The sequence below is a fragment of the Streptomyces ficellus genome (genome assembly GCF_030406405.1).
Lineage (GTDB): Bacteria > Actinomycetota > Actinomycetes > Streptomycetales > Streptomycetaceae > Streptomyces > Streptomyces ficellus_B.
This window is the reverse complement of record NZ_JAUEPL010000022.1, coordinates 44,780-65,830: the sequence shown is the minus strand read 5'-3', so window position 1 is coordinate 65,830 and position 21,051 is coordinate 44,780. Positions and strand designations below refer to the sequence as shown.

19 protein-coding genes and 1 pseudogene are annotated in these 21,051 nt (G+C 70.6%); 15 read left to right on the top strand and 5 right to left on the bottom strand.

Annotated elements, in window-relative coordinates; genetic code table 11:
• Positions 1–210 precede the first annotated feature (210 nt).
• The 6 genes from QWM81_RS16360 (at position 211) to QWM81_RS16335 (ending at position 6,290) form a co-directional block, all read left to right on the top strand.
• Entirely contained in the window at positions 211–1,443 is a 1,233-nt protein-coding gene (locus QWM81_RS16360; RefSeq protein WP_290112731.1) for a polysaccharide deacetylase family protein, read from the top strand.
• A gap of 67 nt (positions 1,444–1,510) precedes the next feature.
• A complete protein-coding gene (locus tag QWM81_RS16355; RefSeq protein WP_290112730.1) occupies positions 1,511–2,188 on the top strand; it encodes a TlpA family protein disulfide reductase in 678 nt (225 codons plus the stop codon).
• Between the two features lie 3 nt (positions 2,189–2,191).
• Positions 2,192–2,932: a cytochrome c biogenesis CcdA family protein gene (locus tag QWM81_RS16350; protein ID WP_290112729.1), complete on the top strand. Its 741-nt coding sequence runs from the start codon at positions 2,192–2,194 to the stop codon at positions 2,930–2,932.
• Positions 2,933–2,936: 4 nt separating this feature from the next.
• Positions 2,937–4,655 (top strand): cytochrome c biogenesis protein ResB, encoded by a 1,719-nt coding sequence (resB, locus tag QWM81_RS16345; protein ID WP_290112728.1) that lies wholly within the window; start codon positions 2,937–2,939, stop codon positions 4,653–4,655.
• A complete protein-coding gene (gene ccsB, locus QWM81_RS16340; protein WP_290112727.1) occupies positions 4,652–5,737 on the top strand; it encodes a c-type cytochrome biogenesis protein CcsB in 1,086 nt (361 codons plus the stop codon). The genes resB and ccsB overlap by 4 nt, the downstream gene beginning before the upstream one ends.
• Positions 5,738–5,774: 37 nt before the next feature.
• Positions 5,775–6,290 carry an SRPBCC domain-containing protein gene (locus QWM81_RS16335; RefSeq protein WP_290112726.1) on the top strand — a complete coding sequence of 172 codons (516 nt, stop codon included), beginning with the start codon at positions 5,775–5,777 and terminating at the stop codon, positions 6,288–6,290.
• A gap of 6 nt (positions 6,291–6,296) precedes the next feature.
• Here QWM81_RS16335 and QWM81_RS16330 read toward each other — a convergent pair whose 3' ends face one another.
• The 3 genes from QWM81_RS16330 to QWM81_RS16320 form a co-directional block, all read right to left on the bottom strand.
• Positions 6,297–7,844 carry an ABC transporter substrate-binding protein gene (locus QWM81_RS16330; RefSeq protein ID WP_290112725.1) on the bottom strand — a complete coding sequence of 516 codons (1,548 nt, stop codon included), beginning with the start codon at positions 7,842–7,844 and terminating at the stop codon, positions 6,297–6,299.
• 1 nt (position 7,845) lies between these two features.
• Positions 7,846–9,918, bottom strand: a complete 2,073-nt coding sequence (locus tag QWM81_RS16325) for a hypothetical protein (protein WP_290112724.1) — start codon at positions 9,916–9,918, stop codon at positions 7,846–7,848.
• A 119-nt stretch (positions 9,919–10,037) separates the two neighbouring features.
• The gene (locus tag QWM81_RS16320; protein WP_290112723.1) at positions 10,038–10,436 is read right to left on the bottom strand and encodes a PLD nuclease N-terminal domain-containing protein; all 399 of its coding nucleotides are present in this window, start codon (positions 10,434–10,436) and stop codon (positions 10,038–10,040) included.
• An 89-nt stretch (positions 10,437–10,525) separates the two neighbouring features.
• Between QWM81_RS16320 and QWM81_RS16315 the strand changes: the two genes are divergently transcribed.
• Together QWM81_RS16315 and mqnP are read left to right on the top strand one after the other, a co-directional pair.
• Positions 10,526–11,977, top strand: a complete 1,452-nt coding sequence (locus QWM81_RS16315; protein WP_290112722.1) for a menaquinone biosynthesis decarboxylase — start codon at positions 10,526–10,528, stop codon at positions 11,975–11,977.
• Positions 11,974–12,885: a menaquinone biosynthesis prenyltransferase MqnP gene (gene mqnP / locus QWM81_RS16310; protein ID WP_290112721.1), complete on the top strand. Its 912-nt coding sequence runs from the start codon at positions 11,974–11,976 to the stop codon at positions 12,883–12,885. Before QWM81_RS16315 ends, mqnP begins: the two co-directional genes overlap by 4 nt.
• Here the strand turns inward: mqnP and QWM81_RS16305 are convergent.
• Positions 12,875–13,492 (bottom strand): rhomboid family intramembrane serine protease, encoded by a 618-nt coding sequence (locus QWM81_RS16305; protein WP_290112720.1) that lies wholly within the window; start codon positions 13,490–13,492, stop codon positions 12,875–12,877. The genes mqnP and QWM81_RS16305 overlap by 11 nt on opposite strands.
• A gap of 94 nt (positions 13,493–13,586) precedes the next feature.
• Between QWM81_RS16305 and QWM81_RS16300 the strand changes: the two genes are divergently transcribed.
• The 7 genes from QWM81_RS16300 to QWM81_RS16270 all read left to right on the top strand — a co-directional run bounded on the left by QWM81_RS16300 (position 13,587) and on the right by QWM81_RS16270 (position 19,642).
• A complete protein-coding gene (locus QWM81_RS16300) occupies positions 13,587–14,261 on the top strand; it encodes a UbiX family flavin prenyltransferase (protein WP_290112718.1) in 675 nt (224 codons plus the stop codon).
• A gap of 221 nt (positions 14,262–14,482) precedes the next feature.
• Positions 14,483–14,938: an Lrp/AsnC family transcriptional regulator gene (locus QWM81_RS16295; protein WP_290112716.1), complete on the top strand. Its 456-nt coding sequence runs from the start codon at positions 14,483–14,485 to the stop codon at positions 14,936–14,938.
• 102 nt (positions 14,939–15,040) lie between these two features.
• Positions 15,041–16,204 carry an aminofutalosine synthase MqnE gene (mqnE, locus tag QWM81_RS16290; protein WP_290112765.1) on the top strand — a complete coding sequence of 388 codons (1,164 nt, stop codon included), beginning with the start codon at positions 15,041–15,043 and terminating at the stop codon, positions 16,202–16,204.
• A 183-nt stretch (positions 16,205–16,387) separates the two neighbouring features.
• Entirely contained in the window at positions 16,388–17,050 is a 663-nt protein-coding gene (locus QWM81_RS16285) for a UdgX family uracil-DNA binding protein (protein WP_290112715.1), read from the top strand.
• A 19-nt stretch (positions 17,051–17,069) separates the two neighbouring features.
• A complete protein-coding gene (locus tag QWM81_RS16280) occupies positions 17,070–17,594 on the top strand; it encodes a GNAT family N-acetyltransferase (protein ID WP_290112713.1) in 525 nt (174 codons plus the stop codon).
• Positions 17,595–17,711: 117 nt separating this feature from the next.
• The gene (locus QWM81_RS16275) at positions 17,712–17,966 is read left to right on the top strand and encodes a DUF4229 domain-containing protein (protein WP_290112764.1); all 255 of its coding nucleotides are present in this window, start codon (positions 17,712–17,714) and stop codon (positions 17,964–17,966) included.
• A 332-nt stretch (positions 17,967–18,298) separates the two neighbouring features.
• A complete protein-coding gene (locus QWM81_RS16270) occupies positions 18,299–19,642 on the top strand; it encodes a dicarboxylate/amino acid:cation symporter (protein WP_290112712.1) in 1,344 nt (447 codons plus the stop codon).
• Between the two features lie 7 nt (positions 19,643–19,649).
• Here QWM81_RS16270 and QWM81_RS16265 read toward each other — a convergent pair.
• A pseudogene (locus tag QWM81_RS16265) lies at positions 19,650–20,927 on the bottom strand (MFS transporter).
• Between the last annotated feature and the right edge of the window lie 124 nt (positions 20,928–21,051).

Sequence of the window (21,051 nt, the reverse complement as noted above, 5' to 3'; positions counted from 1 at the left end):
CCCGCCCGCCATGGGCCGGGCGGCGCGCGGCGTTCGGCGGGCGACGTCCGGTGTGTGGCTTTCGACGCGTGGCGCCGTCCGGTGGGTGGCCGTCTCGTCACGCAGAGAATTGTGCGCTGATCGCGGGAACCGCCCTGTTTTTCCATCCCTCTCCCTGTGTGCCGGTTTGGAACGTATGTCCGGCGAAGAGCGAGCGCGGATGGGGACGATATGCGCGGGATCAGTCGAAGGGGCCTGCTCGGAGCGGGAGTCGGAGCGGCGGCAGCCATCGGGATCGCGGGCTGCGGCGCCGGCGGCGACAAGCGGCAGCCGGGCACGGGCGGCCACAGCGGTACGGGCAATCCGGCCCCCGGCAGGCAAGAGGGGCGCCTGATAGGTGACGGTTCCACGTCCGACACCGGAAAGCAGCCGAACCAGCCCGACAAGCCCGTCCCCCTGGAGCCCGGCCAGACGCCGCCGCAGTTCGTGATCTTCTCCTGGGACGGGGCGGGGGAGGTCGGCAACGGCCTCTTCCCCCGCTTTCTCGAACTGGCCAGGAACCACGGCGCGGCCATGACGTTCTTCCTCTCCGGGCTCTATCTCCTGCCCGAATCGAAGAAGACGCTCTACCGCCCGCCGAACAACCCCGTCGGCGCCTCCGACATCGGTTACCTCACCGACGGCCACATCAAGGAGACGCTGAAATACGTCCGCCAGGCCTGGCTCGACGGACACGAGATAGGCACCCACTTCAACGGGCATTTCTGCGACGGCTCCGGCTCGGTCGGGAAATGGACCCCGGCGCAGTGGCGGGACGAGATAGACCAGGCCGTGAAGTTCGTCACCGAATGGAAGACGCACAGCGGCTGGACCGACCTCGACCCGCTGCCCTTCGACTACCGCAAGGAACTCGTCGGCGGCCGCACCCCCTGCCTCCTCGGCCAGGACAACCTGCTGCCCACCGCCAAGAAGCTCGGCTGGCGCTACGACGCCAGCTCGCCCGGCGGCCACCAGAAGTGGCCCGTCAAGCGCCAGGGTCTGTGGGACCTGCCGCTCCAGCAGGTACCGTTCCCCGGCCACTCCTTCGAAGTCCTGTCCATGGACTACAACATGCTCGCCAATCAGTCGAAGAACACGACCAAGGGCATGCCTTCGCGTTATCCCGGCTGGAAGAAGCAGGCCACCGAGGCGCTTCTCGCCGGGTTCAGGCGGGCGTACGAATCGAATCGCGCGCCCTTCTTCATCGGTAACCACTTCGAGCAGTGGAACGGCGGTATCTACATGGACGCCGTCGAGGAAGCTCTCAAGGGCATGGCCGGAAAGAAGGACGTACGGCTGGTCTCCTTCAGGCAGTTCGCGGACTGGCTCGACGTACAGGACCCCAAGATCCTCGACAAGCTCCGTACCCTCGAAGTCGGCCAATCGCCGGCAGGCGGCTGGAACGCCTTCCTTAGGCGCGCCTGACATCGGGCTTTACGGGCAGGCAGGGGGGCGCGCAAGATCCCGGAAACGCTCATGCGAAACTTTTCACATGAGCCTTAGCCGCGCCCCCCGAGGCCTCCTGCTCACCGCCGGCGCCCTTGCGGCCGCACTCACGCTCACCGCGTGCAGCGGCGACTCCAACGGCAAGTCCGGTGGTGGCGGAAACACCAACTTCGTCACCAACACCGGTGGTGTCTCCACCGTTGCCAAGGGTGAGCGCGTGGCCCCCAACAAGCTCGCGGGCGAGACCCTCGACGGCAAGCGGCTCGACGTCGCCGACCTCAAGGGCAAGGTCGTCGTCCTCAACGTGTGGGGCTCCTGGTGCCCGCCCTGCCGCGCCGAGGCCAAGCACTTCACCAAGGTCGCGGGCGACCTCAAGTCCCAGGGCGTGGAGTTCGTCGGCATCAACACCCGCGACCCCAACAAGCAGCCCGCCCTCGCCTTCGAGAAGGACTTCGCGGTCCCTTACCCCAGCCTCTACGACCCGGCGGGCGAGCTGGTCCTGTACGGCTTCCCCAAGGGCACCCTCAACCCGCAGGCCATCCCCTCCACCGTCGTGCTCGACCGTGACGGGAAGATCGCCGCGCGGTCGCTCACCGCACTGAACGAGACCCAGCTGCGCAAGATGATCGACCCGCTGGTGAAGGAGAAGGCATCGGGGAAGGCCCCGGCAAAGGGCCCGGAAAAGGCCCCGGCAAAGGCCCCGGAACGGGCTTCGGGGAACTAGCCGATGTACAACGAGACGGTCTCCAGCGGGGCCCTCCTGCTGGCCCTGCCCATCGCGGTGCTCGGCGGGCTGGTCTCCTTCTTCTCGCCCTGCGTCCTGCCGCTCGTGCCCGGCTACCTCTCGTACGTGACCGGTGTCACCGGCACCGACCTGGCCGAGGCCCGGCGGGGCCGGATGGCCGCCGGCGCCGCCCTCTTCGTCCTCGGCTTCTCCGCCGTGTTCGTCTCCGGCGGCGCCCTCTTCGGCTACTTCGGCTGGACCCTCCAGGCGCACCGCGGGACGCTCACCACCGTCCTGGGCGTCCTGATGGTCCTGATGGGGATCTTCTTCCTGGGCCTCATGCCGTGGTTCACCCAGCGCGAGTTCCGCTTCCACAGGCGGCCGGTGACCGGGCTGGCCGGCGCGCCGCTGCTGGGCGCGCTCTTCGGCATCGGCTGGACGCCGTGCATCGGGCCGACGCTCGCCTCGGTCCAGGCCCTCGCCGCCAACGAGGCCAGCGCGGGCCGCGGGGCGCTGCTGACCGTCGCGTACTGCCTCGGCCTCGGCCTGCCCTTCATCCTCGCCGCGGTCGCCTTCCGCAAGGCGCTCGGCGCGTTCGGGTGGGTCAAGCGGCACTATGCCTGGGTGATGAGGATCGGCGGCGGCATGATGATCGCGACCGGGCTGCTGCTGCTCACGGGTGCGTGGGACACCCTCGTACAGGACATGCAGGGCTGGTCCAACGGTTTCCAGGTGGGGATCTAGTTCCATGAGCAAGACAGAAACGACCGAACGGGACATGGCGGCGGCCGGTGCGCAGCTGTCCACCGCCCCCAAGGAAGAGCTCATCCAGGCCGGCGGCCCGACGCTCGGCGTCATCGGCTGGATCCGCTGGTTCTGGCGGCAGCTGACCTCCATGCGGGTCGCGCTGATCCTGCTCTTCCTGCTCTCGCTCGGCGCGATCCCCGGCTCCCTCATCCCGCAGAACAGCGCGGACGAGTTGAAGGTCCGCTCCTTCAAGGAAGCGCACGAGACCCTCGCGCCGATCTACGACAAACTCCAGCTGTTCGACGTCTACAGCTCGGTGTGGTTCTCCGCGATCTACATCCTGCTGTTCATCTCGCTCATCGGCTGCATCATCCCGCGCACCTGGCAGTTCGTCGGCCAACTGCGCGGGCGCCCCCCGGCCGCCCCCAAGCGCCTCACCCGCCTCCCCGCGTACACCACGTGGCGCACCGGGTCCGCGCCCGAGGACGTCCGCGAGGCGGCGCTCGCGCTGCTGCGCAAGCGGCGCTTCCGCGCCCACCCGGCCGGTGACGCCGTCGCCGCCGAGAAGGGCTACCTGCGCGAGGTCGGCAACCTGGTCTTCCACATCGCGCTGATCGTGATGCTGGTGGCCTTCGCCATGGGCCAGCTCTTCAAGTCCGAGGGCGGCAAGCTGATCGTCGAGGGCGACGGCTTCTCCAACACCCTCACCCAGTACGACGACTTCAGGTCCGGCTCGCTGTTCTCCACCGACGAGCTGGCGCCGTTCAGCTTCACCCTGAACCAGTTCACCGGTACGTACGAGACCAGCGGCCCCCAGCGCGGCACGCCCCGCACCTTCGAGGCGGACGTCACCTACTCCCGCCCCGACGGCGGGAAGAAGCGCAGCGTGATCCGGGTCAACGAGCCGCTGGAGATCGACGGCTCGAAGGTCTACCTGCTCTCGCACGGGTACGCGCCCGTCGTCACCGTCAAGGACGGCAAGGGCAAGGTCGTCTACCACGGCGCCGTGCCGCTGCTGCCGATCGACAACAACGTCACCTCCACCGGTGTCATCAAGGTGATGGACGGCTACCGCGACAAGACCGGCAAGAAGCAGCAGCTCGGCTTCCCGGCCTTCTTCGTCCCCACGTACGCGGGCAAGGGCAAGGGCCAGATGTTCAGCCAGTTCCCCGGGCTCGCCTTCCCCGCGCTCAACCTGAGCGCGTACCACGGCGACCTGCGCGTCGACGGCGGGCTGCCGCAGAACGTGTACCAGCTGGACACCAGCAAGATGAAGCCGTTCAAGGGCGCGGGCGGTGACATCTTCAAGAAGACGCTGCTGCCCGGCGAGACCATGACGCTGCCGGAAGGGGCGGGCTCGATCACCTTCGAGAAGGAGATCAAGGAGTGGGCCAGCTTCCAGATCTCGCAGCAGCCCGGCAACGGTCTCGCCCTCGCCGGTGCGATCGCCGCGATCGCGGGGCTGGTCGGCTCGCTGTTCATCCAGCGCCGCCGGGTCTGGGTCCGGGCCGTACGCGGGGACGACGGCGTGACCGTCGTCGAAATGGCGGGGCTGGGGCGGAGCGAGTCCGCGAAGCTCCCCGAGGAGTTGGCCGACCTGGCCGTCACGCTCCATTCCGTGGCGCCGACCGCTCCGGAAGCCGAAGAAGCCGACCAAGCCGTCGAAGCCGACCAAGCCGTCGAAGCCGACGAGGTACCTGCCGAAGGGGCTCAGAAGTGAATCTCGCCGCCGCGACCAACGAGAGCCTGGCGGAGATGAGCAACGTGCTCGTCTACTCCGCGATGGCCGTCTACACCCTGGCCTTCCTCGCGCACATCGCCGAGTGGGTGCTGGGCAGCCGCAGCAAGGTCGGCCGTACGGCAGCCGCCCTGACCGCCGCCGGCCCCGCGCCCGCGCAGGTGCGGGTCCAGGTCGCGCAGCGCGGCGGCGGCACCGCCGTGCTGGCCAAGCCGCCCAAGGTGGTCACGCGCTCGGCGGCCGGCGCCCGGGACGTGCCGGACGGTCCCGGCGCGGCGGGCGGTGACGAGAAGGGCGACCTGTACGGACGTATCGCCGTCTCGCTGACCACCCTCGCGTTCCTCGTCGCGGCGGCCGGGGTCGTCGCCCGCGCCCTGTCCGTGCAGCGGGCGCCCTGGGGCAACATGTACGAGTTCTCCCTCACCTTCTCCACGGTGGCGGTGGGCGCGTACCTCGGCTTCCTCGTCGCCAGGAAGAACGTCCGCTGGATGGGCCTGCCGCTGGTGACCACCGTCCTGCTCGACCTGGGCATCGCCACGACCTGGCTGTACACCGAGAGCGACCAGCTCGTCCCCGCCCTGCACTCGTACTGGCTGTGGATCCACGTCTCCACGGCGATCTTCTGCGGCGCCGTGTTCTACCTCGGGGCGGTCGCCACGCTGCTCTACCTCTTCCGTGACGCGTACGAGAACACCCTCGCGCGCGGCGGTACGCCGAGCGGCTTCGCCCGCTCGGTGCTGGAGCGGCTGCCGGCGGCGGCGAGCCTGGACAAGTTCGCCTACCGCGTCAACGCGGCCGTCTTCCCGCTGTGGACGTTCACGATCATCGCGGGCGCCATCTGGGCCGGTGACGCGTGGGGCCGCTACTGGGGCTGGGACGCCAAGGAGGTCTGGTCGTTCATCACGTGGGTCGCGTACGCCGCGTACCTGCACGCCCGCGCCACGGCCGGCTGGAAGGGCCGCAAGGCCGCCTACGTCGCGCTGATCGCCTTCGCCTGCTGGCTCTTCAACTACTACGGCGTCAACATCTTCGTGAACAGCCTGCACTCCTACGCGGGCGTGTGAGGTAGCGCCGGGCCACTGCCCGCGCGAGGCTGGAGGTATGGCTGATCCGATACCTCCCGGCAGGACCGAGACCCACGGCGACACCCACATCGTGCGGTTCGCGGTGCCCCTGCCGCACCCCCCGGAGCGCGTCTGGCTCGCCATCTCCACCCCGGGGGGCCTGCGCGGCTGGCTCGCCGAGACGGAGGTCCTGGAGCCGCACCTCGGCGGAACCGTCATCCTGCGCCGGCTCACCACCGGCACGGTCGGGACCGGGACGATCACGGCGTGGGACGTCGAGCGGATCGTGGAGTACACGCTCGAACCGGACGGCCGCATCCGGCTGCACCTGGAGCCGGGCAACGGCGGGCCGGAGACGACCGTGCTGCGGTTCCTGCACGAGTTCCGGGGCACGGACGAGGTGCGGCTGGACCGCCTGGCCGACTGGCACGACCACTTCACGTACCTCTTCGAGGCGCTGGACGGGAAACCGGCCGACTGGCCGGCCTGGTCCCGCGAGCGCTGGCAGGAGCTGCGCGACAAGTACGAGGCCCGCGACTACGGAGCCACGTAAGGGCTTCTAGGGTTTGCGCGGGGGCAGGCACTCGCCGGTCGGCGGCTTCCCCTCCGGCCAGGCGATCTGTACGAACCGGGGCTCGCCGCGCGTCAGCTCCACCACCGGCACCGCCTTGTTGTACGGGTTGCCGTGGTTGTCCAGGCAGATCCAGCCGCTCGCGCCCTCCACCCGCAGCGAGCCCGTCACCTGCGGCCACTGCAACCCCACGTCCTCCGGGGCCGGCAGCCGCTCGCCCTGGACGGTCGCCTGCCGGATCGCGTGCACGGCCGTCGCCATCGCGTCGTACCCGATGATCGACTGCCCGTCGGAGAGTTCGCTCCTGCCCACCGGGCCCACCTCCCGCGAGGCGATCGTGTTCATCATCGACAGGAACCTCCCGTACGCCGCCGGCGACCCGCCCGTCTTCGGGACCGTCCTCCCGGGAGCCGCCCGCCACGCGTCGGGGTGGGCGAGCGCGGCGTAGCGGACGGTCAGCCCGGCGCCCAGCACCCTGCGGTCGAGCCGGCCGTCCGCGCCCAGGTACGAGCCCTCGTCGCCGGTCAGCACGGTGAACGCGCGGTGCGTACAGCCGCGCGCCCCGAGCGCGTTGATGAACTGGCGCAGCTGCGTGTGGCGCCCGGCGAAGAACACGGTGTCCGCGCGCGTGGTGCACAGCAGGAGGGCGATCTGCCGGAAGGTGTTGGCGGTGGTGCCCTCGTCGGTCGGGTCCTTGGGCGAGGTGAACAGATGCGGCTGGTACGGGGAGCTCGCCAGCAGCGTGGAGAAGGCGTTCTTGAGCGTGTCCGTGTAGTGGTCGCCCGCGCGGGCGTCATGGACAAGGACGGCCTTGGCCGCGTCCACCCGGCCGAAGTGGGCGAGGGCCTTCGCCTCGTCGCTGTTGGTGGGGGAGACGCGGGCGAGACCGGGGAACGGTGTGCGGCCGGGGCCGTTGGCGAGGTCGTCGGCGGTGATGGTGGTGCCCACGACCGCGATGCCCGCACGGGTCAGCTCGGTCACCGCCTGCCTGACCGGGGTGCTGCTGGTGGCTATGCCGGAGACCGCGCGCAGGTGGTGCGGCGCGCCGGTCATGGCCTTCAGGTCCGCCACGGTCGTACGCCAGTGGGCGTTGCCGTTGCCGGTGTTGGCGAGGACCAGGCGGATCTTGGGAACCTGGCTGTTGGACCTGTTGTTGGCCTCGTACTGCTGGGCGAAGGCGCCCTGCACCTCGTGCAGCACCTTCGTCCTCAGCCCCGGGCTCGTGGAGGTCAGCGGCAGCAGGAGCGCCACCGTCGCGTACTCGCCCGCCGTCAGCTTGCCGTTCTCGCGGGCGATGGCCCTGGCGACATCGGTGAGCTCCCCGACCCTGAAGTCGAAGCCGTCGCCCGACACCCCGACGCACTCCTCACTGCCGACGGGACGTGCGACACCCGGGGCGCAGGAACGATCCTCCGGGGTGGTCAGCCGCTTGACGGCGTAGACGGTGCCGCAAGCCAGCAGCGCCAGCACCAGCGCACTCGTGACGATCTTCTGCCGGGTGGTGTAGAAGACCCGGTAGCGAAGGGGGTGGGGCACGTCAGACTCCGTCCTCCCGCCCCGGCGGCACCGACAGCGCCCGCCAGGCACGGATGTCCTTCGGCCAGTGGGTGGCCGCCTCCCACAGCGGACTGGTGCCGGTCAGATGCCGGCCGGACAGCTGGCGCAACTCGTGCACCAGCTTGTCGATCACGTCGTCGTCGGGCAGCGCGAGCGGATCGGTCAGCAGCCACACCGCGTGCAGCAGCCGCCGCACGCCCAGGTGCAGCCCGGCCGCGTCCGCGTCCAGCCCTGCCGGGATCGGCCCGCCCGGCTCCTCGCCGAGGGCCACCGCGCGGCGCGGGTCCGGGCCCGTGTGGTGCCGCTCGCGCGGGTAGGGGGCGGAGGCGATGAGGCGCAGCCGGTCCAGCCAGCCCCGTACGTCCGGCTCCGGGAACGCCAGCCGCAGCTGGGTCACCGCCTCCTCGGTCCGGCCCAGCGCCAGTTCCTGCCGGAGGCGGTACGGGGTCGGCTCCGGCCCGTAGTGGCGGTGCAGCGTCTCGTGGACCGCGCGCCAGGCCGCGTACATGGGCGCGTCGCCGTCGTGGAAGCGCAGCCGGTGCAGCAGCAGCGCGCGCAGCAGCGGATCGGCCACGAAGTGCTCGGGCCCCTCCGGCCAGCCGTCCGCCCGCAGCGCGTCCCGCACCCACAGGGCCATGTCGCCCTCCACGGACACGCCGCGCAGCCGGGTGCGGGCCAGCGCCCGGGCCGACTCCTCGTCGCGGGCGGCCGCCAGCACCGCCGCCACGTCCGGGCGCAGCCCGCGCGGCAGCAGCTCGGCCAGCAGGGTCGCCGCGACCGGTACGGCACCGGTGTCCTCGCGCAGCTCCACGGCGAGGTCCAGCAGCGCGCCCGGCGTGAGCCCGCCGCGTTCCGCCGCCGGCACGCCGCCCACCGCCCGCCCCAGCAGCGCCACCCCCAGCGGGCGGCCCCCGGTCAGCCGGTGGACCGCCCGCGACAGGTCGGCCGGGGCGCGCCCGGCCGTGTCGTACCGGTCGAACAGGTCCCGCGTCCGGTCCGGGCTCAGGGGCGTGAGCTCCACGGCGAGGACGCCCGACGTGATGTCCGCGCCCCGTGGGCAGGGCGCCCGGTGCGCGACCTCCGGCAGGCGCAGCCGGGTCGCGTGGCGCAGCCCCTCGTGGTCACGGTCCAGCGACGAGGCGATGACCACGACCTCGTCGCGGCGGCCCGCGCTGCGCTCCCGCAGGATCGGCTCCACCAGGCGCCGCCCGAGCGGGAGGTGGGCGTTGTCCAGCAGGACCAGCGGGCGGCCCCGCCGGGTCCCGCGACGGGTCAGACCCACGTACGCCGCGCGCAGGTCCTCCACCAGCGCGCCGACCAGGAACGCCTCGGCCTCGTCCCGGCGGCGGCCGCCCAGCTCGAAGTCGACGGCCAGCTGGTGCAACCCCATCTCGCCCCTGCCGCCGGCGTTGCGGTAGGAGCCGTACCACGCCTTGGACTTGCGCTGGTAGCGCCCGAACACCTCCTCCAGGACCGTCTCCACCGTCGCCTCGGCCAGCAGCCCGGCGAGCGGCGCCGTCGACTCGGCGGCCGTCGCGGCCAGCTTGGCGAGCACCTTGGACACCCAGGTGGTGGCCGCGCCCTTCGTCTCGTCCACGGTGGCCAGGACCGGCCCGAGGCGCTGGAGGTCGCGCCGGGCCAGCTCGTCGTCCTCCTGCGACCAGCCGGTCGCGGCCACCGCGGCCAGGCCCAGGGCGAGCCGGGGGAACTCCACCGGCCTGGCCGTGAGCACCCGCGGCGACAGCTGGACGGCCAGCTCCGCGAGGGCCCCGGTCAGCGGGTTCCAGCCGGGCCCGTGACCGGCGGGCGGCTCGATGTGCGCGCAGTCCAGCAGGGCGAGCGGGGTGCCGCCCCGGTAGGCGTTGCGCACCTGCTTGAGCAGCGCGGTCTTGCCCATGCCGCGGCCGCCGGTGAAGACGGTGACGGGCGGGTCGTCGCCGTGCTCGTAGGCGAGCCCGGCGAAGCCGTACGGGGTGAGGCCGGTCAGCCGCGCGGCCAGACCGGAGTCGTCGAGGACCGCCTCGCGGCCGTACAGCTCTCTGTCCACCGCCACCCCCCGTGACCCACCGTCAAGTCAAGGTTACTTTCGAACCGTTGACCGCGTCAGGGGTACGGCGTTCCGTCACGTACTCGTGATGGCGTCGGGCGGCTGCCGCGAAGGGGTGTGCGGGGTCAGGGCCGCTTGGGGTCGTCGTCCCCGTCCTGCTCGCCCTTCTTCTTCAGCTCCTCCTCGCGGCGGCGCAGGTCGGCCTCCCAGTCCTTGAGGAGAGCCTCGTCCTTCTTGTTCTCGTCCTTCAGGGACTTGAGGAAGTCGGGGTTGTCGTCCGGGGCGACCCACTCGGTGCGATGGTTCCGGTGCCACTCAGAAGGGGTGCCGCCACCGGCCGGGGCGTGGCGCAGCTTGCCGGCGGCGAACCAGACGATCGGCCCGACGATCCAGAAGAGCAGGATGATGAAGATCCACGCCACCTTGGGCAGGTGCCTGGCCTCGTCCTCGGGCGTGTTCAGGCAGTCGATGAACGCATAGATCGTCAGCGCCAGCGGCAGGATGTACATCAACGCCCTGAGCATGTGGGACAGCCCCCTGGAAGCAGTGGCGGGCCGCGTTTCGTCAGCCCCGGTGACAAGGCCAGAGTAACCGGTACCGGATACTTGACCCCATGGCTTACGACGATCTCCGCTCGCTGCTCAGGGCGCTGGAGCGCGAAGGCGACCTCAAGCGCATCAAGGCCGAAGTCGACCCCCATCTGGAGGTCGGGGAGATCGTCGACCGGGTCCAGAAGTCCGGCGGGCCCGCGCTCCTCTTCGAGAACGTCCGCGGCTCCGCCATGCCGCTCGCGATGAACGTCTTCGGCACCGACCGGCGGCTGCTCAAGGCGCTGGGCCTGAGGTCGTACGACGAGATCAGCGCGAAGATCGGCGGGCTGCTCAGGCCGGAGCTGCCGAGCGGCTTCATCGGGGTCCGGGAGGCCTTCGGCAAGCTCGGCGCGATGACCCACGTACCGCCGAAGAAGGTCAAGGACGCGCCCGTGCAGGAAGTGGTGCTGCGGGGCGACGACGTCGACCTGGACGCGCTGCCGGCGCTGTTCACCTGGCCGAAGGACGGCGGGTCCTTCTTCAATCTGGGCCTCACGCACACCAAGCACCCCGAGAACGGGATCCGCAACCTCGGCCTGTACCGGCTCCAGCGCCACGACCGGCGCACCATCGGCATGCACTGGCAGATCCACAAGGACAGCCGCAACCACTACCAGGTGGCCGCGCGGCGCGGTGAGCGGCTGCCGGTCGCGATCGCGTTCGGGGCGCCGCCTGCGGTGACGTACGCCTCCACGGCGCCGCTGCCGGAGGACATCGACGAGTACCTGTTCGCGGGCTTCCTCCAGGGGAAGCGGATCGAGATGGTCGACTGCAAGACGGTGCCGCTCCAGGTCCCGGCGCAGGCGGAGGTGGTCCTGGAGGGCTGGCTGGAGCCGGGGAAGATGCTCCCCGAGGGGCCGTTCGGCGATCACACCGGCTTCTACACCCCGCAGGAGCCCTTCCCCGCCCTCACCATCGACTGCGTGACGATGCGCAGGCGCCCGCTGTTGCAGTCGATCGTGGTGGGCCGCCCGCCGACCGAGGACGGGCCGCTGGGCCGGGCGACGGAGCGTTTCTTCCTCCCGCTCCTGAAGATCATCGTGCCGGACATCGTGGACTACCACCTGCCGGAGTCGGGCGGCTTCCATAACTGCGCGATCGTCTCGATCGACAAGAAGTACCCGAAGCACGCGCAGAAGGTCATGCACGCCATCTGGGGCGCGCACATGATGTCGCTGACCAAGCTGATCGTGATCGTGGACGCCGACTGCGACGTCCGCAATATGCACGAGGTGTCGTGGCGGGCGCTCGGCAACACGGACTACGCCCGTGACCTCACCGTCGTGGAAGGTCCGGTGGACCACTTGGATCACGCCTCCTACCAGCAGTTCTGGGGCGGCAAGGCAGGCATCGACGCCACCAGGAAGTGGCCCGAGGAGGGCTACACGCGCGACGGCGGCTGGCCGGACATGGTCGAGTCCGACCCGGCGACGGCGGCGCTGGTGGACCGCCGCTGGAAGGAGTACGGCCTGTGACCGCCGAATCCGCGTCGGCGGCCGCGGCGCCGCGTCCGGGGCGTACGCGCGCGTTCCTGCGGCTCGTGATGATCGAGCACTCGGTCTTCGCGCTGCCCTTCGCGTACATCGCCTCGCTCACCGCGATGTTCCAGCTGGACGGCACCGTCCACTGGCTCGACCTGCTGCTGGTCACCGTCGCGATGGTCGGCCTGCGGACGTTCGCGATGGCCTGCAACCGGATCATCGACCGCGAGATCGACGCCCGTAACCCGCGCACCGCCAACCGCGAACTGGTCACCGGGGCGGTGTCCGTGCGCTCCGCGTGGACCGGCGCGCTGGTGGCCCTGGTGATCTTCCTGGGCGCCGCGGCCCTGCTGAACCCGCTGTGCCTGGCGCTCGCGCCCCTCGCGGTCGTACCGATGGTGGTCTATCCCTACGGCAAGCGGTTCACCGACTTCCCGCACGCCATCCTCGGGCTCGCCCAGGCGATGGGCCCGGTCGGCGCGTGGATCGCGGTCACCGGGGCGTGGTCCTGGGACGCGGTGATCCTGGGCCTGGCCGTGGGCGTTTGGATCGGCGGTTTCGACCTGATCTTCGCCTGCCAGGACGTCCGGGCCGACCGCGCCCACGGCGTGAAGTCCGTCCCCGCCCGCTTCGGCATCCCCGCGGCGCTGTACGGGGCCCGCGGCTGCCATGTGGTCACCACCGGGCTGCTGGTCTGGTACGCGCTGGCCACCGGGGCCGGGGTGTTGTTCTGGGCGGGCCTGGTGATCGTCGCGGCCGCCTTCGTCTACGAGCACATGATCGTGCGCCCGCACGACCTGTCCCGCCTGAACAGAGCGTTCTTCACCGTCAACGGTTTCATTGGGATCGCCCTGTTCGTCTGCGCGCTGGCCGACCTGGCGGTGCGCGGCCTCAGGCTGTGAGCGCCGGCGCCGTGCGGGTGCGGCGGCGGAAGACGAACGCGGCCGCCACACCCGCCAGCAGGCCGAACAGGTGGCCCTGCCAGCTGACGCCCGACTCGGTGGGCGTGACGCCCAGCAGGATCGTGCTGCCCCAGGTCGCGCCGATCAGCAGGCCCACCACGATGTCCAGCGGCTTGCGGTCGACGAACCCGCGCACCAGCAGGTAGCCGAAGAGGCCGAATATCAGGCCGGACGCGCCCGCCGTGTTGCTGTACGCGGGGGAGACCAGCCAGACGCCCACGCCGTCGGCCACGACGATCAGCGCGGCCACGGCCAGGAAGCGGCGGATGCCGCCCAGGGCGGCGAGGAAGCCGAAGACCAGCAGCGGGACGGTGTTGGCCGCGACATGGCCGAAGCCGAAGTGCAGGAACGCCGCCGGCACGATGTCGCGCAGCTCGGTGAACTCCCGCGGTGTGATGCCGAACTCGTCCAGCGCGTGGCCGCTCGCGAGGTCCACCGCCTCCAGGACCCACAGCAGCGCCACCCATGCGACGATCAGCTTCGCGGCCGCCTTGACCCGGTCGGCGCCGCTCCGCGCGGCGACCCCGCCGCCTGCCGTACCCGCCATCGCAGCCCCCTGTGGTGTCCAGCGTGTCCACCCCCGTAACGTCCGGGTCACCTTGCTCGGTTCCGTACCCGCTGAGCCGGATAGGCTCAGCCGCGTGGAGCCGGTACATGTGCAGCGTCGCCCGTGGGTCGTCGGGGTGTCCGGGGCGTCGGGGACCCCGTATGCCGCCGCCGTGCTGCGCGGGCTGCTCGCCGCGGGCGAGAGCGTGGACCTGGTGGTGTCCCGGGCGTCACGGCTGACGCTGCTCGACGAGACGGGGATCGCCTTCCGGGACGCGCACTGGCGCGACGACCTGCGGGAGTGGCTGAGTCGCGGCGCGGATGGGAAGCCGGGCACGTTCCGGGTGGACGTCGCGGACGTACGGCACTGGGCGGCGGGCGATCTCGCGGCCGGGCCGTCGTCGGGGTCGTACCCCGTCAAGGGCATGCTGATCGTGCCGGCGTCCACCGCGTGTGTGGCGGGGGTGGCGCTGGGGCTGTCGAAGGACCTGTTGCAGCGGGCCGCGAGCGTGACGCTCAAGGAGCGGCGGACGCTGGTCGTCGCCGTGCGGGAGACCCCGCTGAACGGACAGACGCTGAGGCATCTGGTGGCGCTGGACGAGGCGGGCGCCGTGGTGCTTCCCGCCTCTCCGGCGTTCTACGCGGGCGCGACGCACATCCAGGACCTGGTGGACTTCGTCGCGGGGCGGGTGCTGGACGCGGCGGGAGTGCCGCATCGGCTGTACCGCCGCTGGAAGGGGGAGCTGGGGGGAGGATCGCGCGGTGACTGACGCATGTCGGCGGCCTGGCTCCGGCGGCGAGGGCCGCGTGTGGGCGTAGGCCGTGGTCCCGATCGCCTCGATCGCCTCGGTGTTATCGATGGCACCGATCGGCTGGACCGCATGGGCCGCTCAATGTTGATGGAATGAAAGATCGCAGGGTGTCGACCCTGCGTGCCTTGGATTTACACTTAAACTCGCGGTATCGCTGGATAATGGAAGGCTTCAGGCATATGGACGCCGTGGATAGGCAGCTCATCCAGGCTCTGCGGGAGAACGGCAGGGCTTCGTACGCCGAGCTCGGCCGGCTCGTCGGGCTCTCCGGGCCCTCCGTCACCGACCGCATCAACCGCCTGGAGGCGGCGGGCGTCATCACCGGCTACCGGGCCACCGTCGACGCCGCCTCGCTCGGCCTCGGCGTCACCGCCCTCATCGGCATCTCGCTCTCCGACGCCGCCGACCACGAGGACGTGGCGCGCCGGCTGAGGGACCTGGCGGAGATCGAGGACTGCTGGTTCATCGCGGGCGACGACTCGTACATGCTCAAGGTGCGGGCGAGCGACGTGGACGGACTGGAGAAGACGATCCGGCGGCTGTCGGGGACGAAGGGCGTCTCCCGGACCCGTACGACGATCGTGCTCTCCACGAAGTGGGAGAACCGGGTCGGCGAATTGCCCGAGGAGGGCTGACGCGGAGCGTCAATGGGGGTCCCCCCGCCGGAGAAGTGCGGGGGAGTACGGTGGTGGAGCCCGATTGGTAGACGTATGGGAGGCGGCCGCGTGACTGCATCTATGGATGTGGGCCTCAAGCGTGAGCTGGAGGAGAAGGTCAGGTCCGGGGAGCGGCTGACCCGTGAGGACGGCATCGCCCTCTACGAGTCGGACGACCTGGCCTGGCTCGGCGGCCTCGCCCATGAGGTGCGCACGCGCAAGAACGGCGACGTCGTGCACTTCAACGTCAACCGGCACCTCAACATGACCAACGTGTGCACGGCGTCGTGCGCGTACTGCTCGTTCCAGCGCAAGCCGGGCGAGAAGGACGCGTACACCATGCGCATCGAGGAGGCCGTCCGCCTCGCCAAGGCGATGGAGAACGAGAACCTCACCGAGCTGCACATTGTCAACGGGCTCCACCCCAACCTGCCGTGGCGCTACTACCCGCGCTCGCTCAGCGAGCTGAAGAAGGCGCTCCCGAACGTCTCCCTCAAGGCCTTCACGGCGACCGAGATCCACCACTTCGAGACCATCTCCGGGCTGTCCGCCTCCGAGATCCTCGACGAGCTGATCGAAGCCGGTCTGGAGTCGCTGACCGGCGGCGGCGCGGAGATCTTCGACTGGGAGGTCCGCCGGCACATCGTGGACCACCGCACCCACTGGGAGGACTGGTCCCGCATCCACCGCCTCGCGCACGAGAAGGGTCTCAAGACCCCGTGCACGATGCTGTACGGCCACATCGAGGAGCCGCGCCACCGGGTGGACCACGTGCTGCGGCTGCGTGAGCTCCAGGACGAGACCGGCGGCTTCCAGGTCTTCATCCCGCTGCGCTACCAGCACGACTTCGTGGACGTGCGGGACGGCAAGGTCCGCAACCGGCTCCAGGCGCGTACCACCATGGCGACGGGCGCGGAGGCGCTGAAGACGTTCGCCGTCTCCCGGCTGCTGTTCGACAACGTCCCGCACGTGAAGGTCTTCTGGGTCATGCACGGGGTGCAGACCGCGCAGCTCGCGCTCCAGCACGGCGCGGACGACATGGACGGCTCGGTCGTCGAGTACAAGATCACGCACGACGCGGACAACTACGGCACGCCCAACAAGCTGGGCCGCGAGGACCTGCTGGAGCTGATCCGGGACGCCGGTTTCCGCCCGGTGGAGCGGAACACGCGGTACGAGATCATCCGCGAGTACCCGGGCCCGGACCCCGACCGCCGCGAGTCGCCGCAGCCCATGCGCGTCTGACGCGGGCGGCCTGCGTCGTGGGCGCCCTGCGTCCCGGGAGCCCTGCCTCGTGGGTGCCCTGCGTCCCGGGAGCCCTGCCTCGCGGGCGGCCTGCGTCGTGGGCGCCCTGCCTCGTGGGTGCCCGGCGTCCCGGGAGCCCTGGGGCCTTGGGTTGGCCCACCGCCCCGGGGGTACCCGGGCCGCATGGCCAGTCGTACGAAGACCGCGCCGGAGGAGGCGTACACCGCCGAGCCGTTCGTGCCCGGGAGCGGCGGGATCGAGGCGCTGCGCGAGGCGGCCGCCGGGTGCCGGGGCTGCCCGCTGCACCGCGACGCGACCCAGACCGTGTTCGGCGCCGGGAACGTCCACGCGCGCGTGATGCTCCTCGGCGAGCAGCCGGGGGACCAGGAGGACCGGCAGGGGGCGCCGTTCGTCGGCCCGGCCGGCAAGGTGCTGACCCGGGCCCTGGACGAGGCCGGGATCGAGCCCGGCGACACGTACGTCACCAACGCCGTCAAGCACTTCAAGTTCGAGCTCGTGCCCGAGCGCGGCAAGCGCCGCATCCACAAGGCACCCAGCCTGCGCGAGATGACCGCCTGCCGGCCGTGGCTGGAGGCCGAGCTGCGGCTCGTCGACCCCGAGATCATCGTCGCCCTCGGCGCGACCGCCGGAAAGGCGCTGCTCGGCTCCTCCTTCCGGGTCACCAAACAGCGCGGCATGCTGCTGCCCTTCCCCGGCCACGAGGAGCGCGGCGAGTGCCTCCTCGCCACCATCCACCCGTCCGCCGTGCTGCGCGCGGACGACCGGGAAGCGGTCTACGCGGGCCTGGTGTCCGACCTGCGGATAGCCGCGCGGGCCCTCGGCTGAGCCGTTTATCGTCGAACGCATGCCGTTGAACTTCGAACTGGACCCCCAGGTCGACCACGCCCTCCGCGACGGCGTCCTCGCCCTGTGGACGGACGTCTCCAACGCGGGCGGCTCCGTCGGCTTCGTCCCGCCCGTGACGCCCGATGACATCCGCCCGGAGTGGGTCAAGCACCTGACCGCCATGGCCGAGGGCCGCACCCGGCTCGTCGTCGGCCGCGACGAGGACGGCACCGTCGCCGCCACGGCGTTCATCACGTACAACACGCACCGGCTGATGAGGCACTGGGTGTGGCTCTACACCGTGATGGTCCACCCCCGCCACCAGGGCAAGGGGTGCGGGCGCGACCTCATGGCGGCCACGGAGGCGGCGGTACGCGGCTTCGAGGGCATCGAGGCGATCCGCCTCACCTGCCGCGGCGGTACCGGTGCCGACCGGTTCTACGCCTCCTGCGGCTACAAGGAGGTCGGGCGCGTACCGGGCGCCATCCGGGTCGCGGACGGCGATGACCGCGACGACATCATCATGCTGCTCCCCTTGAACTGATCAATTCGCCACGTGCTTCACTAGTCAGGCAGGAATGCCATACGAAGGAACACGAAGGAAGAAGGCCACGCCGTGTCCGCTTCAGCCCGCACGAGCGCCACGATCCAGTACACCCTCATGCGTCTCGGCGTCTTCGCCGGCTGCTTCCTCGTCCTGTGGGGTCTGGTGTACGTCGGTGTGCTGCCGCGCGGCCTCGGCGACTCCAACCTGCTGTGGGTGCTGCTGCTCTCGATCGTGATGTCGGCGCCGCTCAGCTTCGTGCTGCTGCGCAAGCAGCGTGACGCGATGTCCGCGCAGATCGTCGAGAAGGTCGACAGCGCGAAGGCCCGCCTGGAGGCCAGCCGGTCCCAGGAGGACGCCACCGCCCAGTGATGTGACTCACACGCTCGTACGCACCCCCGTGCCGAAGCCGCGCTTCGCACGGGGGTGTTGGCGTTCCGGGCGACGCCCGTACCTCAAAGAACAGCTTTGAGGTTCTCAAAGTTCAAGTGTTAACGTGTTCAGCGTGAAGACAGCAGTGCGCCTCCAAGCCGACGCCATGAGCATCCCGCTCGTGGCGCGCCTGCATGTCGACCTGTGCCGCTGTATGTCCGCGGTCTGTTGCCGCGAAGTCTGACCCGGCATCATGCAGCGGCGCCGCCGTAAGGCGCGTGCGCCGCACCCCTCGTCCCGTATTCCCCGATACGTACCACTGGAGTGTGTCCGTGTCCGCGTCCGCGAGCACCGCGAACCCCGATACCCAGCCCGCCCGCCGCATACCCAAGGTGCCCTTCTGGGCCCAGATCGTCGCCGGTCTCGTCCTCGGCGTCATCCTCGGCTGGATCACCCGCACCTATGACGTGCAGTGGCTCCACACCACCCTCGACAAGGTGGGCCACATCTTCGTCCAGCTGCTGAAGCTGGCCGTCGCCCCGCTCGTCTTCTTCGCGATCCTGGTGTCCATCACCAACCTGCGGAAGGTCAACAACGCCGCCCGGCTGGCCACCCGCACCCTGCTCTGGTTCATGATCACCTCGCTGATCGCCGTCGCCATCGGCCTCGCGATCGGCCTGCTGACCAACCCGGGCGCGGGCACCGGCCTGACCCCGAGGGACGGCGAGAAGCCCGAGAAGGCCGGCTCCTGGCTGGACTTCCTCACCGGCATCATCCCGGAGAACGTCATCACGCCGTTCGCCGAGCTGAACGTCCTCCAGATCGTCTTCATGGCCGCCGTCGCCGGTATCGCCGCCCTGAAGCTCGGCGAGAAGGCCCAGCCGATCCTCACCCTGAGCGAGTCCGTGCTGGAGCTGCTCCAGAAGGCCCTGTGGTGGGTCATCCGCCTGGCGCCCCTGGGCACCGTCGGCCTCATCGGCTACGCCATCGCCGACTACGGCTGGGACCTGATCGGCAAGTACGCCACCTTCACCGCCGACGTCTACATCGGCTGCGCGCTGGTGCTGTTCGGCGTCTACCCGCTGCTGCTGGCGACCGTCGCCAAGGTCAACCCTCTCCAGTTCTTCAAGGGCGCCTGGCCCGCGATCCAGCTGGCGTTCGTCTCCCGCTCGTCGGTGGGCACCATGCCGGTCACGGTCAAGGTCACCGAGCGGCTGGGCGTCCCGAAGGAGTACACCTCCTTCGCCGTCCCGTTCGGCGCGACGACGAAGATGGACGGCTGCGCCGCGATCTACCCGGCGCTCGCCGCGATCTTCATCGCGCAGATCTTCGGGGTGCAGCTGGGCATCGGTGACTACGTGCTGATCGCCTTCGTGTCGGTCATCGGCTCGGCGGCGACCGCCGGTCTGACGGGCGCGACCGTCATGCTGACGCTGACCCTGTCCACGCTGGGCCTGCCGCTGGAGGGCGTGGGTCTGCTGATGGCGATCGACCCGATCCTCGACATGATGCGCACCGCCACCAACGTCGCCGGCCAGGCGCTCGTCCCGGTCATCGTCGCCGCCCGCGAGAAGATCCTCGACCACGAGGCGTACAACGCGGCCTCGGCCTCGCCGGTCGACGACTACGACGTCCGCGAGGCGGAGCAGAAGGTCACGGTGCCGGTCGCGGCCTGACGCAGCGTCACCCGACAGTGCCCCCGGTCTGCTGACCGGGGGCACTGTCGTACGCCGCTCCTGAGTCATGTGGTCCTGTTCCGTCCCGCCCGGGGAGCAGGAGCACGGTGGTCAGGAGGAGGACGCCGGCGATGGCGATCGCGGTGCGGGGGCCTGCGAGACCGGCCAGCAGCCCCCAGAGGCCGATCATGGCCGCGGTCGTGGCCTTGCCGGTGACCGACCACGCGGACAGGGTGCGGACGAGCCGGTCCGTCGGGGTGTGGTCGAGCCGGTAGGTGGCGAACACCGGGTTGAACACGCCCATGCAGGTGATCAGACCCAACTCGACGGCCATGACCAGCACCAGCCCGGCAGTGCCGGGGCAGACGAAGGCCAACCCGAACGACCAGCACGCCCGCAGCGCCCCGGCGATGACCAGGACCTTGTGCCGGCCGGCCCGGGCGACCAGTCCGGGGGCCATCCGTGCCCCGATCAGGCCGCCGACACAGGGCACCGCGAAGGCGAGGCCGTACTGCCAGGGCGGGAAGCCGAGGTCGGCGAGCATGAGGACGGCGAGCAGTGGCGAGGTCGCCATGATCAGGCCGTTCACCAGGACGGTGTTGAAGAACAGCGGGCGCAGCGCCGGGTGGGCCAGGATGCAGCGTCACCCTTCGAGCAGGTCGCCGGCCCGGAGTCGTGGTGGTGCGCCGGTGCGTACGGGGCGTGGCTCCTTGCCGCCGATCGCGCGGATGCCCAATGCCGAGAGCGCGTAGCTGACGGCGTCGGCCACCACGGTCATCACCGGGCCGAACAGCCCGATCGCGGCCGTGCCGAGCGGCGGTCCGAGCACGGTGGCGGTCCAGGTCGTGGACTCGAACCTCCCGTTCGCGACGAGGAGGTCCTCGGGCGGTACGAGGGCCTTCAGGCAGGCGCCGGCGGCCGCGCTGAACGTGATGCCGGCCGCGGCGACGACGACCGACACGACGAGGAGCTGGACGAAGGTGAGCCGGCCGAGCGCGAACGCGGCGGGGACACTCATCAGCGCCGCGAACCGGACCAGGTCCATCGCGACCATCACGGACCGCTTGCGGCGGAACTCCACCCATGGTCCCAGCGGTACCGCCACCGCCGCACCTACCGCCGCCCCTGCGGCTGCCAGCACCGACACCTCCGCCGGGCCGGCGTGCAGGACAAGGATCGCGATCAAGGGGAACGCGTCGAAGGCGAGCCACGTACCGAACGTGCTGACCGCGTACGCCGCCCACAGCCACCGGAACCGCCGCCCCAGCGACCGCTTGGTCCTCATGCCCGCGACAACCTCCCGTTGACTGCCGACATCAAAGCGGTCGGCAGGCCGACCGATCAAACGACCGGCTCGCCGGGCACAGGACGGCTGACGTGAGGGTGCCCCCACCGGCCGGCCGGCCGGT